At 70.8% G+C, this 19,577-nt stretch carries 18 protein-coding genes; 11 read left to right on the top strand and 7 right to left on the bottom strand.

The genetic code is table 11. From position 1 onward, the window contains the following. The first annotated feature begins 9 nt into the window (after nucleotides 1-9). From J3S20_RS14400 to terL, 3 genes are read left to right on the top strand one after another with little or no spacing between them, the layout of a single operon-like run. The gene (locus J3S20_RS14400; RefSeq protein ID WP_246602833.1) at nucleotides 10-2,295 is read left to right on the top strand and encodes a phage tail fiber domain-containing protein; all 2,286 of its coding nucleotides are present in this window, start codon (nucleotides 10-12) and stop codon (nucleotides 2,293-2,295) included. Then, nucleotides 2,292-2,609: a hypothetical protein gene (locus J3S20_RS14395; RefSeq protein WP_216837194.1), complete on the top strand. Its 318-nt coding sequence runs from the start codon at nucleotides 2,292-2,294 to the stop codon at nucleotides 2,607-2,609. The genes J3S20_RS14400 and J3S20_RS14395 overlap by 4 nt, the downstream gene beginning before the upstream one ends. Beyond that, entirely contained in the window at nucleotides 2,606-4,042 is a 1,437-nt protein-coding gene (gene terL / locus J3S20_RS14390; RefSeq protein WP_216837193.1) for a phage terminase large subunit, read from the top strand. The genes J3S20_RS14395 and terL overlap by 4 nt, the downstream gene beginning before the upstream one ends. Before the next feature lie 162 nt (nucleotides 4,043-4,204). On the opposite strand, the gene J3S20_RS14385 is transcribed toward terL, so the two are convergent. Further along, complete coding sequence (locus J3S20_RS14385; protein ID WP_216837192.1) at nucleotides 4,205-4,426, bottom strand: hypothetical protein; 222 nt, start codon at nucleotides 4,424-4,426, stop codon at nucleotides 4,205-4,207. Between the two features lie 97 nt (nucleotides 4,427-4,523). On the opposite strand from J3S20_RS14385, the gene J3S20_RS14380 reads away from it, so the two are divergent. From J3S20_RS14380 to J3S20_RS14365, 4 genes are read left to right on the top strand one after another with little or no spacing between them, the layout of a single operon-like run. Further along, on the top strand, nucleotides 4,524-4,898 hold the full coding sequence (locus J3S20_RS14380; protein ID WP_216837191.1) for a hypothetical protein: 375 nt from the start codon (nucleotides 4,524-4,526) through the stop codon (nucleotides 4,896-4,898). Then, on the top strand, nucleotides 4,895-5,338 hold the full coding sequence (locus J3S20_RS14375; protein ID WP_216837190.1) for a cell wall hydrolase: 444 nt from the start codon (nucleotides 4,895-4,897) through the stop codon (nucleotides 5,336-5,338). The genes J3S20_RS14380 and J3S20_RS14375 overlap by 4 nt, the downstream gene beginning before the upstream one ends. Before the next feature lie 31 nt (nucleotides 5,339-5,369). Continuing rightward, the gene (locus tag J3S20_RS14370) at nucleotides 5,370-5,726 is read left to right on the top strand and encodes a DUF952 domain-containing protein (protein WP_216837189.1); all 357 of its coding nucleotides are present in this window, start codon (nucleotides 5,370-5,372) and stop codon (nucleotides 5,724-5,726) included. 44 nt (nucleotides 5,727-5,770) lie between these two features. Next, nucleotides 5,771-6,832, top strand: a complete 1,062-nt coding sequence (locus J3S20_RS14365; RefSeq protein ID WP_216837188.1) for a phosphotriesterase family protein — start codon at nucleotides 5,771-5,773, stop codon at nucleotides 6,830-6,832. A gap of 250 nt (nucleotides 6,833-7,082) precedes the next feature. Here the strand turns inward: J3S20_RS14365 and J3S20_RS14360 are convergent, their stop codons facing one another. The 3 genes from J3S20_RS14360 to J3S20_RS14350 all read right to left on the bottom strand — a co-directional run bounded on the left by J3S20_RS14360 (nucleotide 7,083) and on the right by J3S20_RS14350 (nucleotide 9,970). Then, a complete protein-coding gene (locus J3S20_RS14360; RefSeq protein WP_216837187.1) occupies nucleotides 7,083-8,630 on the bottom strand; it encodes a UxaA family hydrolase in 1,548 nt (515 codons plus the stop codon). An 86-nt stretch (nucleotides 8,631-8,716) separates the two neighbouring features. Continuing rightward, a complete protein-coding gene (locus J3S20_RS14355) occupies nucleotides 8,717-9,127 on the bottom strand; it encodes a hypothetical protein (RefSeq protein WP_216837186.1) in 411 nt (136 codons plus the stop codon). Nucleotides 9,128-9,223: 96 nt separating this feature from the next. Next, nucleotides 9,224-9,970: an SDR family NAD(P)-dependent oxidoreductase gene (locus J3S20_RS14350; protein ID WP_216837185.1), complete on the bottom strand. Its 747-nt coding sequence runs from the start codon at nucleotides 9,968-9,970 to the stop codon at nucleotides 9,224-9,226. Between the two features lie 109 nt (nucleotides 9,971-10,079). On the opposite strand from J3S20_RS14350, the gene J3S20_RS14345 reads away from it, so the two are divergent. The 3 genes from J3S20_RS14345 to J3S20_RS14335 are packed head-to-tail and all read left to right on the top strand — an operon-like array spanning nucleotide 10,080 to nucleotide 15,333. Continuing rightward, the gene (locus tag J3S20_RS14345) at nucleotides 10,080-11,693 is read left to right on the top strand and encodes a thiamine pyrophosphate-binding protein (RefSeq protein WP_216837184.1); all 1,614 of its coding nucleotides are present in this window, start codon (nucleotides 10,080-10,082) and stop codon (nucleotides 11,691-11,693) included. Continuing rightward, nucleotides 11,690-13,285 (top strand): hydantoinase B/oxoprolinase family protein, encoded by a 1,596-nt coding sequence (locus tag J3S20_RS14340; protein WP_216837183.1) that lies wholly within the window; start codon nucleotides 11,690-11,692, stop codon nucleotides 13,283-13,285. The genes J3S20_RS14345 and J3S20_RS14340 overlap by 4 nt, the downstream gene beginning before the upstream one ends. Beyond that, nucleotides 13,282-15,333, top strand: coding sequence for a hydantoinase/oxoprolinase family protein (locus J3S20_RS14335; RefSeq protein WP_216837182.1), 2,052 nt, complete (start codon nucleotides 13,282-13,284; stop codon nucleotides 15,331-15,333). The genes J3S20_RS14340 and J3S20_RS14335 overlap by 4 nt, the downstream gene beginning before the upstream one ends. Before the next feature lie 99 nt (nucleotides 15,334-15,432). On the opposite strand, the gene ilvE is transcribed toward J3S20_RS14335, so the two are convergent. After that, the gene (gene ilvE, locus J3S20_RS14330) at nucleotides 15,433-16,341 is read right to left on the bottom strand and encodes a branched-chain-amino-acid transaminase (RefSeq protein WP_216837181.1); all 909 of its coding nucleotides are present in this window, start codon (nucleotides 16,339-16,341) and stop codon (nucleotides 15,433-15,435) included. 96 nt (nucleotides 16,342-16,437) lie between these two features. Between ilvE and J3S20_RS14325 the strand changes: the two genes are divergently transcribed. Continuing rightward, a complete protein-coding gene (locus tag J3S20_RS14325) occupies nucleotides 16,438-17,532 on the top strand; it encodes an alpha/beta fold hydrolase (protein ID WP_216837180.1) in 1,095 nt (364 codons plus the stop codon). On the opposite strand, the gene J3S20_RS14320 is transcribed toward J3S20_RS14325, so the two are convergent. Then, nucleotides 17,533-18,480: a hypothetical protein gene (locus J3S20_RS14320; protein ID WP_216837179.1), complete on the bottom strand. Its 948-nt coding sequence runs from the start codon at nucleotides 18,478-18,480 to the stop codon at nucleotides 17,533-17,535. 210 nt (nucleotides 18,481-18,690) lie between these two features. Next, nucleotides 18,691-19,566, bottom strand: coding sequence for a TauD/TfdA dioxygenase family protein (locus tag J3S20_RS14315; RefSeq protein WP_216837178.1), 876 nt, complete (start codon nucleotides 19,564-19,566; stop codon nucleotides 18,691-18,693). Nucleotides 19,567-19,577 lie beyond the last annotated feature (11 nt).

Below are 19,577 nucleotides of genomic sequence, written 5' to 3'. Positions count from 1 at the left end.
TCGGAGCCCATGATGGCCGAGCATATCCGCATCGGCGACGTCGCGCCGCGCGTCCAGTATCTGGGCGACGGCAGCCGCGTTGCCTTCACCTATCCCTTCCCGATCTTCCAGGCCGCCGAACTGGAGCTGCGCCTGGATGGCGTGGTGCTGGCCGGCGGCTTCACCGTCTCCGGCGCCGGCAATAGCGAGGGCGGCACCGTCACCCTCGCCACGCCGCCGGCTTCCGGCAGCACCGTGACGCTGCGCCGGCGCATCCGCGTGGAACGCAGCACGGACTTCCAGGACAATGGCGTGCTGCGTGCCCGCACGCTGAACGACGAGCTGGATCGCCTGGTGGCCGCGCTGCAGGAGCAGCAGGAGGAGCTTTCCGCAGCCCTGCGCCAGGACCCGGCGGAGGTCGGCGGCAATTTCATCCTGCCGCTGCGCGGCGCGCGGGCCAATCGCATGCTTGGCTTCGACGGCACCGGCGAGCTGGTGGTGCTGCCGCGCGATTCCGGCCTGATCAGCGCGCCCTTCCCCGGCGCCGTGCCCCACACCGTGGAGGACAAGCTGGCCGAGCAGCTGAGCGCGCGCGACTTCGGCGCCAGCGGCAATGGCGTGACGGATGACGGCCCGGCGCTGCAGGCGGCGATGAACGCCGCCGGCGCCTCCGGCAAGACGCTGCTGATCGGTGAGGGCAGCTACCGCACCACGCAGCCGCTGACCCTGCCTGGCGCCGCCGCGGGCCTGACCATGCGTGGCAGCATCGTCTATGCAGGGCCCGGCGGGCAGCCGGCGCTGACCATCGGCGATGGCGGCACGGCGCGCAATGCCAGCAAGCGGCACAGCGGGCTGACGGTGCTGCGCGGGACCCAGGCCGATTGGGAGAACGACAACGATATCGGGATCCTGCTGCGCAACCACGATGCCTCGATCATCGAGGTGCGGCGTGTGGAAGGCTTCTCCATCGGCGTCCGCACGCTGGGCGATGGCCGTGGCTTCGAGGACTGCACGCTGGTGCTCGGCCGCATCGTCAACAACCGCATCGGGCCGGATGTGCACACCGCGACGGCGGGCGCCTGGAACACCTCCATCCGCTACCATGGCGGCCACTTCGCCGTGGGCTCCTCCGTGCATGTGGACAAGGACCGCTTCGGCATCCGGCTGTCCGCCGCGCCGGGCGCCTATGTCGCGCACAACCGGCATGTCTTCGACGGGCAGAACTTCGAGCTGAATGCGGAAGGCCGGCCGATCTCCGGCATTCCCTTCCTCTGCGAGGTGAACAGCCGCGCCATCATCGCGCGCGGCCTGCGCATGGAAGGCTGCAGCGGCTTCGTCGCGCGCCATACCGGCGCGGCGCAGGACCATGTCTATGAGGTGGCCTGGGCCAGCCAGGGCTATGCGGTGGAGATCGAGCACACCCTGGCCGCCACGCGCCTCGGCGGCGTGGTGCAGGCGCTGCACCAGGCGGCCCCGCACCGGGAGGCGACGCGGGAGGTGGCGAGCGTGCCAAGCCTGCGCGCCGCCGCCATCCGCTGGAATGCGACGGAGACGGGGTTCGAGAAGCTGGCCTGCCTCTCCTCCAACGTCTCCGGCAGCCCGGCCACGCTGCACGACTTCGTCTTTCCGGCGCTGGATTCCTTCACGCTGACCAATCGCGGCGTGATGATGACGGGCGGGCGGGCGCTGGGCTTCATCGTCGATGCGCGGCTCTGCCGCGACTTCGCGCTGAGCGTGGATGCCGATGCGCCGCGCATGATCGTCATGTGCTTCGACGGCGTCAACAACCTGCTGACCGACAGCCTCGGCCCGCTGGTGCTTGCCTCCGGCCAGTCCATGGTCTGGAACCCGACGGCGCGCTGGTGGCAGGGGGCGGCGGATATGACTGATGCGGGGCTGTCGCGGCTGCAGGCGGTGCGGCTTTCGCCGGCGGTGGCCACGGCAGTGATCGGCGTGGCGCGCATCGGTGCGGATTACGAGCTGCGCGCGCTGCGGCTGAACTGCGACCCGCGACATGCGCCGGCGGTGATGTACGGCCTGCCGGATCTGCGGCTGGGCGTGCGGGATCTGGTGGCGGAGCAGGCCTGGGACCCGCCCTCGATCGCCGCCGGAGCCAGCGCGCAGACCAATGTGCCGGTGCCCGGCGCCAGGCCCGGGGATTTCGTGCAGGCGGCCTATTCGCTCTCCACCTCCGGCGTCGTCTTCCTGGCGCAGATCGGCGCGCAGGACGTGGTGACCGTCACCGCCTGGAATCGCAGCGGCGCGGCTGTGGATCTCAATGCCGGCACGGTGCGCGTGCGCGTGGTGAAGGCATGAAACGAACCGGCCGTGGCAAGGCGTCTTCCAAGCCGCCCGCCTCGCCCTTGCCGCGGGAGACGCTGGAGGCGGCGATGCAGCGCGTGGCCGTGGACTACGCAGAATTCGTCGCCTCCTGGCCGCGGGGGGAGGCGCCGCCCGATCCCAAGGCCTTCGCCGCACACCAGGCCGCCGCCCGCGCCGCGCTGGCGCATATGGCGGAGCTTGCGGCGATGACCTCGGGCGAGGCCACGAAGCCCGGCGAGGCCGCCCCGGATGAGGACCAGCTGCTGGCCGCGATGCGGGCGCAGATGGCCAAGGAAGCAGAGGCATGAGCGAACGGCCTGCCGACCTGTTGGAATTCGCCTGGATCTGGAACCGCATCGCGGGCCTCGGCACGCCGGCGGTGCATCGGCGCATGCTGCGCTGGCTGAGCGAGCGCGGCGAGGCGGGCGATCTGCGGCTGCTGCTGATGGCCTTCCGGGGCTGCGGCAAGTCCACGCTGGTCGGGCTCTACTGCGCCTGGCAGCTGTATCGTGCGCCGGAGACGCGCATCTTGGTGGTGGCCGCCGATCATGCGCTGGCGACGCGCATGGTAGCGACGGTGCGCCGCATCCTCGGCCGGCATCCGCTGTGTGGCGCGCTGCTGCCCGACCATGGCGACGGATCCTGGGCCTCGGATCGCTTCACCGTGGCGCGGGATGCGGTGCTGCGCGATGCCTCCATGCTCGCAGCCGGCATCGGCGGCAATATCACCGGCGCGCGCGCCGACCTCATCGTCTGCGACGATGTGGAGGTGGCGGGCAATTGCGGCTCCCCCGGCCAGCGCGCGGAATTGCGCGAGCGGCTGACGGAGACGGAATTCGTGCTGGTACCCGGCGGCCGCATGCTGTTCGTCGGCACGCCGCATTGTGCGGACAGCCTCTATGCGGAAGGGGAGGACGCCTTCCTCTCGGGCTATCGCCGCCTGGTGCTGCCGCTGCTGGATGCGGAAGGCCGCAGCGTCTGGCCCGAACGCTTCACCGAAGCCGGCATCGCCAGTCTGCGCCGGCGCGTCGGCCCGCTGGCCTTCCGGCGGCAGATGCTGCTGGAAGCGGTGACGGAGGAGGCGGCGCGGCTCGATCCCGGGCTGATCCTGCGCTACGCGGAGGATACCGACTACCGCGAGGCGAATGGTCGCGGCGTACTGAGGTTGATGGGCCGGCAGATGGTCTCGGGCGGCGGCTGGTGGGACCCGGCCTTCGGGCGGCCCGGCGTGGGCGATGCCAGCGTGCTGGCCTGCACCTATGCCGATGCCGAGGGGCGGCACTACCTGCACCGTCTGGCCTATCTGCTGCACGACCCCGACGCGCAGGACGACGCCGCCACGCAGCAATGCCGCGCGGTGGCGGAGATTGCGCGCGACCTGCTGCTGCCTGTGCTTCGGGTGGAGACCAACGGCATCGGCAAGTTCCTGCCCGGCCTGCTGAAGCGAGAGATCAACCGCATCGGCTTCCATTGCAGCGTGCTGGAAGCCACCAGCCGCCGCGCCAAGGCGGAGCGCATCCTGGCCGCGCTGGACCCGGTGCTGGCCGCGCGCCGGCTGCTGGCGCATGAGGATGTCTTCCGCACCCGCTTCGCGCGGGAGATGGCCGATTGGCGGCCGGACCTGCCGGGCCAGCACGACGATGCGCTGGATGCCGTGGCCGGCTGCCTGCTGGCGGAGCCGGTGCGCCTGCCCGGCGCACCGCCGCTGCGGCCAACCAGCCTGCCCTGGCGGGGCGTCTAAAGCACTATCCGATAACACTGAATCAGTGTTGTCGGATTTTGTGCTTTAGAAACAATAACTTCTAGAGCACGAGATCCATCCGAGAGGATGGATCGTGCTCTAGCAGCTTCGTTTCATCGCATTTTTGGAGTCGTCAGGCGAAGCCGCCTGACTTGAAAATGCTCAGGCGCTCTTTCGCGGCACGATTTCCAGCGCATGCCGGTCCCAGCCGGCCGGCGTCGCCTCGAAGCGCCCATCCTCCCGCTGCCGGGCCAGGCCCATGCCCTCAAGCCGCCGCAGGCAGGGGCCGTCCTTCAGCCCGTCCGGACGGCCCGGCCGGCCCACCAGGGTCAGGCGGTGCAGCGCGGAGCGGCAACAGGTCTCGAGATAGGGCTGGTTCCACATCGTTCGCGCAGCGGTCGCTTTGTCCTGTTGAACCGCATCTCCCGCGGTGCCTCCAGCTTGGGCCCGCCGGGCTTCCCCTTCAAGGAGTCTCCCCCCGATGATCCCCGAAATCCCGCCCCAGGTGCTGAGCGCGCTGGCGGATGCGCCGCTGGCCGCGCTCATGCTGTGGATGATGCATCTCCTGCGGCGCGACCTGCAGTCGCGGCCCGAGGCGCCGCCCAGCGCCTCCCAAGCCCCCGGGCCTTCGCGCGACGAACTGGTGGATTTCAAGCTGGAAGTCGCGCGCACCTATGTGCCGCTGTCGCTGATCCGCGACCTCGATTCGCGCCTTTCGCTGCAATTGCTGCGGATCGAGGAGAAGCTGGACGAGGTCAGCCGCACCGCGACCACGGCCACCGCCATCGCCGGCCATAACCTGCCGGGCCGCAAGATGGGCTTCGCGGCGCGCGCCGATGCGGAGCCGGGCCGATGAGCGCCGCCATGCAGATGACCCCGCCGCAGGCCGCCGGCGTGCTGGAACTGACCCTCTGGGGCGAGGCCGGCTTCCGCCCCGTGCGCGCGATCGAGGGCGTGGCCGCGGTCGTGATGAACCGTCGGCGCCTGGCGCTTGCGCCCGGCGGGCCGCGGCACCTGGGGCTGGACGTGGCCGAGATCTGCCGCGCGCCCTTCCAATTCGCCTGCTGGCATCCGCAAAGCCCGCGTCGTGCGGCGATGCGGGCGCCGGAGCTGGCGCAGGACCCCAGCTTCGCCATCTGCCGCCGCATCGCCGCCCGCGCGCTGGCCGGCGCGCTGCCGGATGCGACGCAGGGCGCCACGCACTACCACGCAGCCGATTCGCTGCCGCGCTGGGCCATCGGCCAGATCCCGACGGTGGAGGCAGGCGGGCTTGTCTTCTACCGCCTGCTCGGCTGAAACCGGCCCGCACAGGCTCGGAGCGCGCCGCATGGAAGACCGCATCTACACCATGGTCCGGGAAGCCGATTGGCGCGCCGCGGAAGCCGCCGGCGCCTATGCCGGCAGCGCCGATGATGCGCGCGACGGCTTCCTGCATTTCTCCACCGCCGCCCAGCTGCGCGCCAGCGCGGCCAAGCATCGCGCCGGCGTCGCGGATCTCTGGCTGCTGGAAGTGGATGCCAGGCGCCTGGGGCCCGCGCTGCGCTGGGAAGCGGCGGCGGGCGGCAGCCGGCCGGGCCTGTTCCCGCATCTCTACGCACAGCTGCCGCTTTCCGTCGTGCTGGCCGCCACGCGGCTGCCGCTGGGCGCGGATGGCCGGCACGACTTTCCGCCACAGATTCCCTGAACCCTCGGCTTGCACCACCCGCCCCGCCGCCGCAGTTTGTCCCGATGACAAGCCAGGAGGCGGGGCGGATGGCGGGTTATGTGCAGACGGTGCTGGGCGCGGTGCCGCCCGAAAGCCTGGGCCCGACCCTGATGCATGAGCATGTGCTCTGCGACATCACGCCGCCCAGCCTGCGCCAGGCCAGCGCGCAGCGCCCCGAGCTGCTGCAGCCCATCACCCTCGCCAGCCGCTACGACATCGACTACGGCCGCCACCCGCATGCCGGCAAAACGGTGATGCTGGACCGGGACCTGGCCGTGGCGGAACTCGACCTGTTCCGCGCCGAGGGTGGCGCCACCATGGTCGAGATGACCATCGGCGGCCTGGCGCCGGACCCCGAGGGGCTGGTCGAAGTCTCCCGCCGCAGCGGCGTGCAGCTCGTCATGGGCTGCGGACAGTATGTGGAGGACTTCCAGGACCCCGCGAACCATGCCCGGGGCGTGGAGGACTTCGCCGCCGAAATGCTCGGCGCCCTGCGCCACGGCGCCTGGGGCACCACGGTTCGCGCCGGGATCATCGGCGAGATCGGCTGCTCCGCCCCCTGGACGCCGCTCGAACGCCGCGTCATGGCCGGCGCAGTCCTCGCGCAGCAGGAGTCCGGCGCGTCCCTCACCATCCACCCCGGCGTGCACCCCGACCAGCCCGCCGAAGTCATCGCCTTCCTGCGCGACCACGGCGGCACCATCCCGCGCACCATCATCGACCACGTCGACCGCACCATCTTCGACGACGACCGTCTTTTTGCCCTGGCCGATACCGGCTGCATCCTGGAATTCGACCTGTTCGGCTACGAACACGCCTACTGGTCCTTTGCGCCGATCAACATGCCGAACGACGGCACCCGCATCGACACCATCCGCCGCCTGCTGGACCGCGGCCACACCGACCAGATCGTCATCAGCCAGGACATCTGCCGCCTGACACGCCTCCGCCACTTCGGCGGCCACGGCTACGGCCACATCTTCCGCAACATCATCCCCTTCATGCGCGAACGCGGTTTTTCGCAAACCGAACTCGACGCGATGCTCGTGCACACGCCGCGGCGGCTGCTGACATTGCCGGGGTGAGGTTTGCGCGGGAGATTTGCAGGGGGACGCTGTCCCCCTGCACCCCCTGCCAAGGGGCAGCGGCCCCTTGGAACCCTTGAATCATGAGCAGGAATGGAGAGGGGGCCGGAGCTACCGCATGATCTGCGGTACCGCCGGCCCCCTCTCCATTCCTGCTCAAAGGTCCTGAGGTCCAGGAGGCCACTGCCTCCTGGCGGGGAGGGTGCAGGGAGGGGCAGAGCCCCTCCTTGCAAGGCCCCCCGCGCAACCCTCACCCGGTAATGCCAATCTGCCACGGCGCGAATTCGTGTTTGCCGAGGCCGAGTTGTTCGCTCTTGGTTGGTTCGCCGGAGGCGGTGCGGAGCAGCAGGTCGAGGATGCGTTCGCCCATTTCGGCGAGGCTGGCGGTGCCGTCGAGGATTTCGCCGCAGTTGATGTCCATGTCTTCTTCCAGCCGGCGGAACATCGGTGTGTTGGTCGCGAGTTTCACGGAGGGTACGGGTTTCGCGCCGTACATGGAGCCGCGGCCGGTGGTGAAGGCGATCATGTTCGCGCCGCCGGCGACCTGGCCGGTGGCGGAGACCGGGTCGAAGCCGGGCGTGTCCATGAAGACGAAGCCTTTGGTGGTGATGGGCTCCGCGTAGCGGAACACGTCCATGAGGGGGCCGGTGCCGCCTTTCATGGAGGAGCCGAGGGATTTCTCCAGGATATTGGCCAGGCCGCCGGCCTGGTTGCCGGGGCTGACCACGCCGTTGATCTGCGTGTCGCGGCCGGGGGTGTAGACGTCCTTCCACCAGCGGATGCGCTCGATGAGTTTCTCGCCGACTTCCTGGCTGACGGCGCGGCGGGTGAGGGTGTGTTCGACGCCGTAGATCTCGGGCGTTTCGGAGAGGATGGCGGTGCCGCCGTGCCGCACGAGAAGGTCCATTGCGGCGCCGAGCGCTGGGTTGGCGGTGATGGACGAAAATCCGTCGGAGCCGCCGCATTGCAGCCCGACCGAGAGATGCGCTGCGGAGACCGTTTCCCGGCGGGCCTTGTTGGCCTCCGCCATCATCTCCTTCACCGCAGCCACGCCCGCGTCGATGCTCTTCCGAGTTCCACCAACCTCCTGCATCACGAGCGATTTCAGCATCGGCCCCGGTGTCAGGCCCTGTTCGGCCAGCAGGCCCGCGATCTGGTTGCGCTCGCAGCCCAGGCCGATGACGACCACGCCGGCGACGTTGGGGTGGCGCATATAGCCGCCGAGGGTGCGACGCAGCAGCTGCATCGGCTCGCCGGACAGTTCCATGCCGCAGCCGGTGGAATGGGTGAAGGCGGCGACGCCGTCGACATTCGGCCATTCCGCCATGCGATCCGGCGTGAACCAGTCCGCCACGGCGTGGGAGACGGTGGCGGAACAGTTCACCGAGGAGACGACAGCGATGAAATTGCGCGTGCCGACGCGGCCATCGGCGCGGACGTAGCCCTCGAAGGTCTTGCGCTGGTCTTCAGGGATCATCTCGACGGGCCGGTAGTCGCGGCCGATGGCGTAGTCGCGGTCGAACTCCCGGAAATCGATGTTGTGGGCGTGCACCATGGTGCCGGCGGGAATGTCCTCCGCCGCGAAGCCGATGGTGACCTGGTACTTCAGCACCGGGTCGCCCTTGCGCAGCTGGGTGGTGGCGATCTTGTAGCCGGCGGGCACCTTGTTGCGCGCCAGCATGTTCTCGCCGGGGATGGAGGTGCCCGGCTCGATGTCGATGCGCGCGACCACCACATTGTCGTCCGGATGCAGGCGGATGACGGGGCCGTTCAGGCGCTTGGCTTTCAGGTCGATCATGGGGCGTCTCCGTTTTCCCCAATCCACCATGTTCCGCGGCCTGTGTCAGCCTCCGCCGCTCTGCGGCGGGCTCGGAGGAGGCGCGCTTATTCGGCGGGCTGCAGCACCGGCAGGCGGCGGGGCGCGGCATAGAGCGCCAGCAGCACGAGCCGAACCAGGAAGAGCACGACGCCGGCCAGCCAGGCCAGGGCGGCGCCGATCGCCAGCCCCGGCGCCTCATGCAGGATGGACAGGTAGATGCCGGCCGGGAACAGCACCGCGGCGCCGACGCAGAGGCAGAACTGCACCACGCTCGGCAGCACCGCGCGCCCCAGCTCCGGCCAGGCGCGGAACACCAGCCCCATCAGCGCGAGCGAGGCCCAGCCCAGCAGGTTCAGATGCGCATGCACCGGCGCCAACTGGAAATCATGCGCGATGCCCATCCAGATGCCGAGGCAGACGCCGACCAGCAGGTTGAACGCGGCGGCGATGATATAGAGCAGGGGCAGGCGGGACATGGCGCGGCTTCTCCGGACATTCGGGGCGCGCCTTCTGCGCCACGCCTGTTCCACGCGCATTTCGCCGGGGACCGCGATTGTTTCGCCTGTTGCGCGCTACCCCAGCATCTGGCCGCCATCGACGATGATGGTCTGCCCCGTCACCCAGCGCGCCGCCGGGCTGGCCAGGAACAGCACCACCTCCGCCACCTCCTCGGGCGTGCCGAGGCGGCCGAAGGGGACGGAGCCGAGGATGCGGTTGTACAGCGCCGGGTCGCTGGTGCGCCGGGCTTCCCAGGACCCGCCGGGGAATTCGATGGAACCAGGCGCCACCGCATTCACCCGCACCCCGTCCGGCCCGAAGGCGGCCGCCTGGCTGGAGGTATAGTTCACCAGCAGCGCCTTCACCGCCGCATAGGCGGGCGTGCGCAGCGAAGGCCGGAAGCCGGAGATGGAGGAGACGTTGACGATGCTGCCGCGCGCCGCCTTCAGGAAGGGCGCGGCGGCGCGGCTGGCGCGCACCGTCGCCATCACATCCACATTCAGCCCGCGCGCCCAATCCTCCTCGGTGTCCTTGGCGCCGAAGCCGCTGGCATTGTTCACCAGCACATCGACGCCGCCCAGCGCTTCCGCCGCCTGCGCCACCCAACCCGTCACCTGATCCGCCACGCCAAGATCGGCGACCGTCGCATGCGCGGTGACGCCGAGCGCCGCGATTTCCGCCCGCGTCGCCTCCAGCGCCTTGGCGTCGCGCGCGCAGATGGACACGGCCGCGCCGGCCTGGGCGAAGCCCAGCGCGATGGAGTGCCCGATGCCGCGCGATCCGCCCGCCACCAGCACGCGCTTGCCCCTGAAATCCGCCATGACCCCGTCCCCTCGATGCATCCGGCCCCCAGCAGAGGCCATCCGCGCATGGCTTGGCAAGCCGCCCTGGCCGGTGCAAGTGATGCGGTATGGTGGGAGTATCCAAGTCATGCCGGAAGCCCAGGCGGCACATCAGACCGTGGCCGAGGCGCTGCTCGCGGCGCTGGCCCAGCGTGGCACGAAGCGAATCTGGGGCGTGCCGGGCGGCGGCTCCTCGCTCGATGTGATCGCGGCGGCGCCGCGCTTCGGCATCGACTTCATCCTGGCCCGCCAAGAAGCCAATGCGGCGATGATGGCGCTGGCGGATGCGGAGCTGACGGGCGCGCCGGGCGTGGTGATGACCACCAAGGGCCCGGGCGTGTCCAACGCCGCCAATGGCCTGGCCTGCGCCATGCTGGAACGCGCGCCGCTGCTGCTGCTCTCGGATGGGTTTACGCCCGCGCAGCTCGCCTATGTCACGCATCAGGTCTTCGATCAGCAGGCGGCGACGGCGGCGATCGCCAAGGGCTATGCGCGGGCGGAGGGCGAGGCGCCGGCTGACGAGATCGGCGCGCTGCTGGACCTGGCCCTGGCCGCGCCGCGCGGCGCCGTGCATCTGGACCTGACCGGCCAGGCCGCACGCCGCACGGCCCTGCCGGCCGCGCCGCGCGTGGCGGGGGCGGCGGCCGCACCCAGCTTCGGCGATGCCGCGGCGCTGCTGGCACAGGCGCGGCGCCCGGTGATCCTGGCCGGAGTCGAAGCGGCGGAGCCCGCGGCGGCTGCGGCGCTGCGTGGCCTGGCGGAGGCGCTGGGCTGCCCCGTGCTGGTCACCTACAAGGCGAAGGGCGTGATGCCGGATGCGCATCCGCTCTATGCCGGCCTCTTCACGGGCGGCTCGCTGGAGGCGCCCTGCGTCGGCGCGGCGGATCTCATCATCCAACTCGGGCTGGATCCGGTGGAGCTGATCCTGCAGCCCTGGCGCTATGCCGCGCCAATTCTGGACCTCGCGCTGCGGCCGCATCCGGTGCGCTACGCCGCGCCGACCGCGGCGCTGCATGGTGACCTCGCGGTGAGCCTCGCCAGGCTGCGGCCGCGGCCTTCGGACTGGACGGCGGCGGAGATTGCGACGCTGCGCGCGGATGCGCTGGCGGCGCTGGAATGGAAGGGGCAGGGCGGCGTCTCCCCGCCCGACATCGTGCGGCTGGCGCAGCAGGAGGCGCGCGCCGCCGGGCACGCGCCGCGCGTGGCGGTGGATGCCGGGGCGCACATGTTCTCCGCCACCGCCTTCTGGCAATGTGAGCAGCCGCGCGACCTGCTGATCTCGAATGGCCTGGCCTCCATGGGCTTCGCCCTGCCGGCGGCGCTGGCGGCGGCGCTGCATGATCCGGCGCGGGGCGGCCTCGCCTTCACCGGCGATGGGGGGCTGATGATGTGCATCGGCGAATTGGCCACCGCCGCGCAGACCGGCGCGAAGCTGGTGGTGGTGGTGTTCAACGACAGCGCCCTGTCGCTGATCGACATCAAGCAGCAGCAGCGCCAGCTGGCCCCGGCCGGCGTCGCCTTCACGCCCACGAACTTCGCGCAGGTGGCGGAGGGTTTTGGCGTGCGTGGCTTCCATGCCAATACGCCCGAGGGCTACCGCACGGCCCTTCGCGCGGCCTTCGCGGTGGATGGGCCCAGCCTGATCGACGTGCAGGTCAACCCCGCAGGCTACCCCGCGCAGCTGCAGGCGATGCGTGGATGACCGAACCCCTTTCCGCGCTGCGCCTCGGCACCGCCTGGGCGCGCATCGCCGGCCTGATGGACGAGGCGGCCGAGACCTTCGTTCGCACCAGCTTTTCGTCAGTTGTGCGCGACAACTGGGACATGGCCGTGGGCCTGATGGACAGCGCCGGACGGCAATTCGCGCAGTCCTCCCGCTCGGTCCCCAGCTTCGTCGGCACCATGCCGGTGACCCTGGCCGCCATGCTGCGGAAGATCCCGGCGGCGCGGCTGGTGGATGGCGATGTGCTGATCTCGAATGACGGCTATCTCGGCACCGGCCATCTGAACGACATCACCATGGTCAAGCCGATCTTCGCCGGCGGCCGCATCACCGCCTGGATCGGCAGCACCTTCCACGCCACCGACATCGGCGGCGCGCCGAGCGTGGAGGCGCGCGATTCCTGGGAGGAAGGCCTCACCATCCCCGTCGCCCGCATCCTGCGCGGCGGTGTGGAGAACGAGGACGTCTTCGCCTTCCTCGAAGCCAATCTCCGCCTGCCGGAGGAAGTGCTGGGCGACCTTCGCGCGCAATTCGCCATGTACGACCAGGCGGCGCCGCGGCTGCTGCGCATCCTGGCCGAGGAAGGCATCGCGGATGCGGATGCGCTCTCTGCCGAGATCTTCGCGCGGTCGGAACGCGCGATGCGGGAGGCGATCGCGGCGGTGCCGGATGGCGAGGTGTTCGACGAGGTCACGGCCGATGGCTTCGAGCATCCCGTCACCATCCGGCTGCGGCTGGAAGTGAAGGGTGACCAGCTCACGCTCGACTTCACCGGCACGGATGCGCAGATCGCGCGCCCCGTGAACTCGCCGCTGAATTTCTCGCGCGCCTATTCCAACTACGCGGTGAAATGCGCCTTCGACCCCACCACGCCGAACAATGACGGCTGCTTCCGCCCGATCACGCTGATTGCGCCCGAGGGCTCCATCGTGAACCCTCGCCGCCCCGCGCCGGTCTGGGGCCGGCACCTCACGGGGCATTACCTGCCGATGCTGGTGCTCTCGGCACTCGGAAAGCTGATTCCGGATCGCGTCGTGGCGGAATCCGGCAGCCCATTGTGGAATGTGTACTTCACCGGCGAGCACGCCGATGGCCGCCGCTACGTCCGCATGTTCTTCATGAATGGCGGCCATGGCGCGGCGGCCAGCCATGACGGCGCCGCCTGCCTGTCCTTCCCCTCCAACGTCGCGACGCAGCCGGTGGAGCAGTTCGAGAATGCGGCGCCCATGCTGATCACGGAGAAGTCGCTGATCCCCGGCAGCGGCGGCGATGGCGCGATGCGCGGCGGCCTCGGCCAGCGCCTCGGCTTCCGCGTGATCGGCGGCAAGCCCGTCACCGCCACCTACCGCCACGAACGCGTGCAGCACCCGCCGCGCGGCTTGCTGGGCGGCGAGGCCGGGCGCGGGGGGCGGGACCTGCTGAATGGCGCGCAGGTGGCGGCCAAGGCGCGCCTCGTCCTGCAACCTGGCGACACGCTGGTCTTCGAAACCCCCGGCGGCGGCGGCTTCGGCCCGCCGGCCGAGCGCAGCGCCACCGCGCGCGATGCGGACGCCGCGGAGGGCTACGTGTGACGCCGCCCTGGCAGATCGGCGTTGATATCGGCGGCACCTTCACCGATTTCGTGCTGCTCGACACGCGCGACGGCCGCCTGTTCAACGGCAAGGTGCTGACCACGCCACATGCGCCGGAGCAGGCGGTGCTCGCCGGCATCGCGGGCCTGCTGGCGCAGCACGGCGTGGCGCCGGAACAGGTGCGCCATGTGATCCACGGCACCACCCTGGTCGCCAATGCGCTGATCGAGCGCCGCGGCGTGCCGACCGGCTTCCTCACCACCGAAGGCTTCCGGGACGTGCCGGAGATCGGCACGGAGCTGCGCCACGACACCTACGACCTGTTCATGCGCCGCCCCGATCCGCTGGTGCCGCGGCGCCTGCGCCTCGGCGTGCCCGAGCGTCTGCGCGCCGATGGCAGCGTGCTGACGCCGCTGGATGAAGCGGCCGCGCGGGCACAAATCCGCGCGCTGCGCGACGGTGGCGCGCAGGCGCTGGCCATCTGCCTGCTGCACGCCTTCCTCAACCCCGTGCATGAACGCCGCCTGGCGGAGCTCGCGCGGCAGGAGGCGCCGGGGCTGACGCTGTGCCTTTCCTCGGACCTCGTGCCCGAGATCGGCGAATACGAGCGCGGCACCACCACCATCTGCAACGCCTATGTGCAGCCGGTCTTCGAACGCTATCTCGCGCGGCTCGGCGATGGGCTGCGCGGCGCCGGCCTCACCGGCCCGCTCTTCCTGATGCTGTCCGATGGCGGCACGGTGCGGGAGGATGTGGCGGCCCGGCACCCGATCCGCCTGGTGCAATCCGGCCCGGCGGGCGGCGTGCAGGCGGCACGCGTCATTGGCGAAAGCGCGGGCGCCGAAGACATCCTCTGCTTCGACATGGGCGGCACCACGGCCAAGGCCGCGCTGATCGATGGCGGGGAGCCGCAGCGCAGCCTCGATTTCGAAGTTTCTCGAGTTGACCGGTTCCGAAAAGGCAGCGGGTTCCCGCTGAAGGTACCGGTGATCGAGATGATCGAGATCGGCGCCGGCGGTGGCTCCATCGCGCGCGTCGATCGGCTCGGCTTGATCCGCGTGGGTCCGGACAGCGCCAGCAGCGATCCGGGCCCGGCTTGCTACGGGCTGGGCGGCACGCTGCCCACAGTGACAGATGCGGATCTGCTGCTCGGCTACCTCGCGCCGAACAGTTTCTTGGGCGGCGACATGACGCTGGACGTGGCCGCGGCCGAGCGCGCAATTTCCAGAAATATCGGCAAGCCGCTGGGCCTGTCCGCGCTGGAGGCGGCCTGGGCGGTGCATGAGACGGTGAACCAGTCCATGGCCCAGGCCGCCGCCGTGCATGCGCTGGAAAAGGCGCGGCGGATCGAGGGCTATACCATGGTGCCGATCGGCGGCGCCGGGCCGGTGCATGCCTGCGCCATCGCCATGAAGCTCGGCCTGCCGAAACTGGTTTCGCCGCCCGGCGCCGGCGTCGCCTCGGCTTTCGGATTTCTGGCCGCGCCCATCTCCTTCGCGCTGCTGCGCGCCATGGTGGCGCCGCTGGCGACGCTCGATCTCGATGCGCTGCACCGCATGCTGGCGGAACTGGAGGCGGAGGGCCGCGCCATGGTGGCGGAGGCCGGGGTCACGGACATCACCATCCGCCGCATCGCCGCCATGCGCTATGCCGGCCAGGGCTACCAGGTCGAGGCGGAGGTGACGGCGCTGGACCGCGATTCGCTGCGCGCCGCTTTCGAACAGGAATACCGCCGCCTCTATGGCCGCATCGAGGCCGGGCTGCCCGTGGAGACGGTAGGCTGGCGCGTCATCGTCGCCGGCCCGACGCCGAAGCTGGAGCTGGCGCGCGCGCGCGACGGTGCGGCGCGGTCGCTGAAAGGCACGCGCCAGGCCTGGTTCGGTACCGGCTTCGTGCAGGCCGAGGTGCATGACCGCACGGCGCTGCGCCCCGGCGACAGGCTCGCCGGTCCGGCGCTGGTGGAGGAGCGCGAAAGCACGCTGGTATTGCCGCCCGCATCGCGCGCCACCGTCGATGCGGCGCTGAACCTCGTGGTGGAATTCGGCTAGCGCAGTTTCAAGCCTTGCGGCTTCGCAAGGCGGTTCGGAAAATGCGTTCAGACATTTAGCTAGATCCGTTTCACCGTCTTCACTGTCGGTGAAACGGATCTAGACCCGCGCGCGCCATTCCGGATGGGCGTTGGTGGTGCCCCGCACCACCGCCTCATAGGCTGACTGCAAACGCTGCGTCACCGCGCCCGGCCGGCCATCGCCCACCGGCAGTCGGTCCACGCTGGTCACGGCCACCAGCTCCTGCCCCGTGCCGCAGAGGAAGACCTCCTCGGCCACGTAGAGCTCGGTGCGGTCCACGTCGCGCTGTTCCACAGGAAGGCCGGCCTCCGCCGCCAGTGTCAGCACCGTCTCCCGCGTCACGCTTTCCAGGATGTCGCTGGACTTGCCCGGCGTCACCAGCACGCCGTCGCGCAGCAGGAAGATGCAGGCGGATGCGGCCTCGGACAGCTTGCCGCGCTGCGTCAGCAGCAGCGCACTGTCGTAGCCATCGGCCCGCGCCTGCAGATTCGCCAGGCGGCTGGCGTGATAGTTCGCCGAGGCCTTGATGCGCGGCGGCATCGCATTGTCCGAGATGCGGATCCAGGAGGAGACGGTGGCGGCCAGCCCCGTGGCGAATTTTGCCGAACGCTCGCGCGGCAGCGCCGCCACCACCCAGCCCACCGGCCCGGTGCTGGCCAGCGTGCCGAGGGTCTCGATCTGCGCCTGCAGGCGGATATAGGCGTCGTCATCCGGCGCGTTCAGCCGCACCACCTCCAGCACCGCTTCGCGCAGCACTTCCGTGCTCGGCGGCGCATCGAAGCGCATCACCTTCATGCCCTGCTGCAGCCGCGCCAGATGCTCGTCCAGGCGGAAGACGCTGAAGCTGCCATCGGCCGGGTTGCGATAGGCGCGCAGCCCCTCGAACACCGCCACGCCATAGGCGACCGCGACGGACAGCGGATGCAGTCGCGCCTCCGCGAAGGGCATCGCCGTGCCGTTGTGGATGATGGTGTGGGCCTGCCACATGAAGCTTGTTCCCTCGCGACCTTCGGGCGAGTGTGCGCGGCCCCGCCGGCACCGGCAAGACAACCCCGCCGGGACGGCAAGACGTAGAGGATCGCGATGACGCCGCTCGACCCGAAGCTGCTACACGAAGGGCTGCGCAGCCGCATCGTCCCCGATGTGAACGGCCTCGCGGTGCATCTGCTGGAAGCCGGGCAGCCGGGACAGCCCGCGGTTCTGCTGCTGCACGGCTTTCCCGAACTCGCCTTCTCCTGGCGCAAGGTCATGCCCGGCCTGGCGGAGGCGGGCTATCACGTCCTCGCCCCCGATCTGCGCGGCTATGGCCGCACCACGGGATGGAGCGCGGGCTATGACGAGCCGCTGGCGCCCTTCCTGCTGACCAATATCGTGCGCGACCAGCTTGCGCTGCTGGAGGTTCTCGGCATTCCCGCGCTGCATGCGGTGGTGGGCCACGACTACGGCTCGCCCGTCGCCGCCAGCTGCGCGCTGATCCGTCCCGATGTCTTTCGCCGCGTGGCGTTGATGAGCGCGCCCTTCGCCGGCGTGCCGCCGCGCCCCTTGCCCAATGCGGCGGATGTGCATGCGGCGCTGGCCGCGCTGGACCCGCCGCGCAAGCACTACCAGTGGTACTATGCCGAGCGTCACGCCGCCGCCGAGATGTACCATCCGCCGCAGGGCCTGCACGCCTTCCTGCGCGCCTACTACCATCACAAGAGCGCCGACTGGCCCGGCAACACGCCCTTCGAACTGTCCGGCTGGACGGCGGGGGAATTGGCGAAGCTGCCCGACTACTACGTGATGCCGCTGCAGGCGACGATGCCCGAAGCGGTCGCGCCCTATGCGCCGACGGGCGAGGCGCCCTGGCTGACGGATGCGGAACTGGCCGTCTATGCCGCTGAATATGCCCGCACCGGATTTGCCGGCGGGCTGCAATCCTATCGCGCAGGCACCACCGGCGCGAATGCGGCGGAGCTGGCGCTGTTCCGCGGCCTTCGCATCACCGTGCCGGCCTGCTTCGTCGCCGGCGCCAGCGACTGGGGCATCCACCAGTTCCCCGGCGCCCTGGCGCGCATGCAGCGGGAAGGCTGCGCCGATTTTCGCGGCCTGCACCTGGTGCGCGGCGCGGGGCATTGGGTGCAGCAGGAACAGCCGGCTGCCGTGCTGGCCCTGCTGCGGGATTTTCTCGCCGCCTGATCACTCCTCCGCCGGCAGCCAGATTTCCAGCGTGCCGGGCCTGGGCCGCGGGCTGAAGCGCGTCAGGTCGTGCAGCCGCCAGCCGGGGCCGAGCGTGCCGGCCAGGCGGCGTGCCAGCGCCTCGTCGGAGGGGCGGAAGAAGCGCACCTGCGGCGTGGGCGGCGTGAAGGGCACGTCGCGCACCTCCACGCTGCCGCCCAGGCGCGCCGCGCGGGCCGCCAGCGCGCCGGCGGCCGCGCTGCTGCCAGGCAGGTGATGGACGAAGATGCGAGGCGCGACGGCACCCTCCGGCGCCGCCTCCAGCGGCGCGGCCTCGGCCAGCAGGGGCGGCGCCGGCGGCGGCGGGGGCAGCGCAGCCGGTGCAGGCGGTTGGGCGGCAGGGGGCAGGGGCGCGGCATCGGCGGGCGAAGGCGCGGCCTGCAGCGCGGGGGCGGGGCCGGGCGCGGCCTGGCGGGACGGCAGGGCAGCCTCCGCCATCGGCGCGGGGGGTGGGGCAGGGGGCGGGCCCAGCAGTTGCAGCACCGCGGCCAGCGAGCCGGCACCCGCCAGCAGGCCGCACCAGAACAGCAGCAGCGCCGGCGGCCGGCTGCGGCGGGGCGGCACGGCCGCCGGCTGCAGCATCCGCCGCGCGGCCCCGATCCAGTCCTCCGCCTGGCCGTCCCGATCCAGCGGCGGGGCCTCGGCGAAGGCCTGGTCGAGGATGCCGCTCAGGCGCCAGCCATCGCCCGGCCCGAGGCTGCGGTGGATGAGCGGCAGGCGCGCGATGCCGGGCCCGCCCGCCCGCAGCCTCTGCCGCAGATCCTCCGCCAGCCTTCCTTCCCCCGCGGGTGAGAGCGCGAGCAGTGCCAGGCCATGCCCCGGATGCGCGACCAGCAGCGGACCGTCCGGCGCGGGCGGCCCTGCCCCGAGGGGCAGTTCCTGCCAGCCCAGGTCGCGCAGATGGGCCATCAGCTCCTGCCGCCTCGGCGCGGGCAGGGCAGGCGGGCTTGGCAAGGGGTTCGGTTCGGCTGGGCGCATGGTTGCGCCCCAGCCCTTGGGCGTATTCGCGCCCTGCGGCCAGGGCACGCGGCCGATCTCCGCCAGCTGTGAAGGCGCGCCTTGCGGCCAGCTCAAACAGGTGGATCCAGCGTCAACCGTTCTGCGGGAAGCGCAGCGCCGTCAGGCCGCCTGGTCCAGCGTCGGCGCCGAATCCATCAGCGTCACGCGCCGCATGTCGCGCTTGTAGCGCGTATCCTCGAAGGGCCGGGCGCGGTGCATGGTGCAGCGGTTGTCCCACAGCACCAGGTCATGGTTGCGCCATTCATGGGCGTAGACGAAGTGGCGCTGCGTCGCGTGTTCCGTCAGGTCGCGCAGCAGGGCCATCGCCTCCGGCACCGGCATGCCCTGGATCCGGCCGATATGGGAGGACAGGTAGAGCGAGAGGCGGCCGGAGCCCGGGTGCCGGCGCACCAGGCGCTGCGGCACGGGTGCGAATTTCTTCCGCTCCTCCGCCGTGAAGTCGCCGAAGCCGAGCATGGCGCGGGAGAAGATCAGCGAATGGTCGGCCACCAGACCGCGCAGCCGGTCCTGCTCGGCGGGCGGCAGCGCGTCCCAGGCGGCGCGCATATCGGCGAATTCGGTATTGCCGCCGGCGGGGGGCACGCTGCGGGCATGCAGCATGGAGTATTTGGCGGGCACCCGCTTGAAGCTGCTGTCGCTGTGCCAAAGGCGGTTGCCCAGGTTGAACATCCGCCGCCGGTCATCCGCGGCCAGCAGCCGGCCCTGCTCGTCCAGGTTGGAGATGTCGTTCATCTGGGCGTGCTGCAGGCGGCGCTTGTGGACATCGACCGTCGCCGTCTCCTGCTCCAGCGGGCCGAGCGCCGCGCCGAAGGCCATCTGCTGGTCGTCATCCAGCGCCTGGCCGCGGAAGACCAGGACGGCGTAGCGATCCGCCGCCGCCTCCACCGCCGCCAGATCGGCCGGCATCAGGGGGCGGCGCAGGTCGAGGCCCGAGATCTCCGCCACGAAATCCGTACCGACCGGTTGCACCTGCATGGCCGTTTCCC

It is taken from the genome of Falsiroseomonas tokyonensis, from assembly GCF_019024325.1.
GTDB classification, from domain to species: Bacteria; Pseudomonadota; Alphaproteobacteria; order Acetobacterales; family Acetobacteraceae; genus Falsiroseomonas; species Falsiroseomonas tokyonensis.
Note: the sequence above shows the minus strand (reverse complement) of the source record. Positions and strands in the feature narration are given on the sequence as shown.

Bases quoted from the DNA above. Each gene is read 5' to 3' on its own strand.
- J3S20_RS14400 (WP_246602833.1), top strand. From the start codon at position 10: ATGATGGCCGAGCATATCCGCATCGGCGACGTCGCGCCGCGCGTCCAG.
- J3S20_RS14395 (WP_216837194.1), top strand. From the start codon at position 2,292: ATGAAACGAACCGGCCGTGGCAAGGCGTCTTCCAAGCCGCCCGCCTCG.
- terL (WP_216837193.1), top strand. From the start codon at position 2,606: ATGAGCGAACGGCCTGCCGACCTGTTGGAATTCGCCTGGATCTGGAAC.
- J3S20_RS14385 (WP_216837192.1), bottom strand. From the start codon at position 4,426: ATGTGGAACCAGCCCTATCTCGAGACCTGTTGCCGCTCCGCGCTGCAC.
- J3S20_RS14380 (WP_216837191.1), top strand. From the start codon at position 4,524: ATGATCCCCGAAATCCCGCCCCAGGTGCTGAGCGCGCTGGCGGATGCG.
- J3S20_RS14375 (WP_216837190.1), top strand. From the start codon at position 4,895: ATGAGCGCCGCCATGCAGATGACCCCGCCGCAGGCCGCCGGCGTGCTG.
- J3S20_RS14370 (WP_216837189.1), top strand. From the start codon at position 5,370: ATGGAAGACCGCATCTACACCATGGTCCGGGAAGCCGATTGGCGCGCC.
- J3S20_RS14365 (WP_216837188.1), top strand. From the start codon at position 5,771: ATGACAAGCCAGGAGGCGGGGCGGATGGCGGGTTATGTGCAGACGGTG.
- J3S20_RS14360 (WP_216837187.1), bottom strand. From the start codon at position 8,630: ATGATCGACCTGAAAGCCAAGCGCCTGAACGGCCCCGTCATCCGCCTG.
- J3S20_RS14355 (WP_216837186.1), bottom strand. From the start codon at position 9,127: ATGTCCCGCCTGCCCCTGCTCTATATCATCGCCGCCGCGTTCAACCTG.
- J3S20_RS14350 (WP_216837185.1), bottom strand. From the start codon at position 9,970: ATGGCGGATTTCAGGGGCAAGCGCGTGCTGGTGGCGGGCGGATCGCGC.
- J3S20_RS14345 (WP_216837184.1), top strand. From the start codon at position 10,080: ATGCCGGAAGCCCAGGCGGCACATCAGACCGTGGCCGAGGCGCTGCTC.
- J3S20_RS14340 (WP_216837183.1), top strand. From the start codon at position 11,690: ATGACCGAACCCCTTTCCGCGCTGCGCCTCGGCACCGCCTGGGCGCGC.
- ilvE (WP_216837181.1), bottom strand. From the start codon at position 16,341: ATGTGGCAGGCCCACACCATCATCCACAACGGCACGGCGATGCCCTTC.
- J3S20_RS14325 (WP_216837180.1), top strand. From the start codon at position 16,438: ATGACGCCGCTCGACCCGAAGCTGCTACACGAAGGGCTGCGCAGCCGC.
- J3S20_RS14320 (WP_216837179.1), bottom strand. From the start codon at position 18,480: ATGGCCCATCTGCGCGACCTGGGCTGGCAGGAACTGCCCCTCGGGGCA.
- J3S20_RS14315 (WP_216837178.1), bottom strand. From the start codon at position 19,566: ATGCAGGTGCAACCGGTCGGTACGGATTTCGTGGCGGAGATCTCGGGC.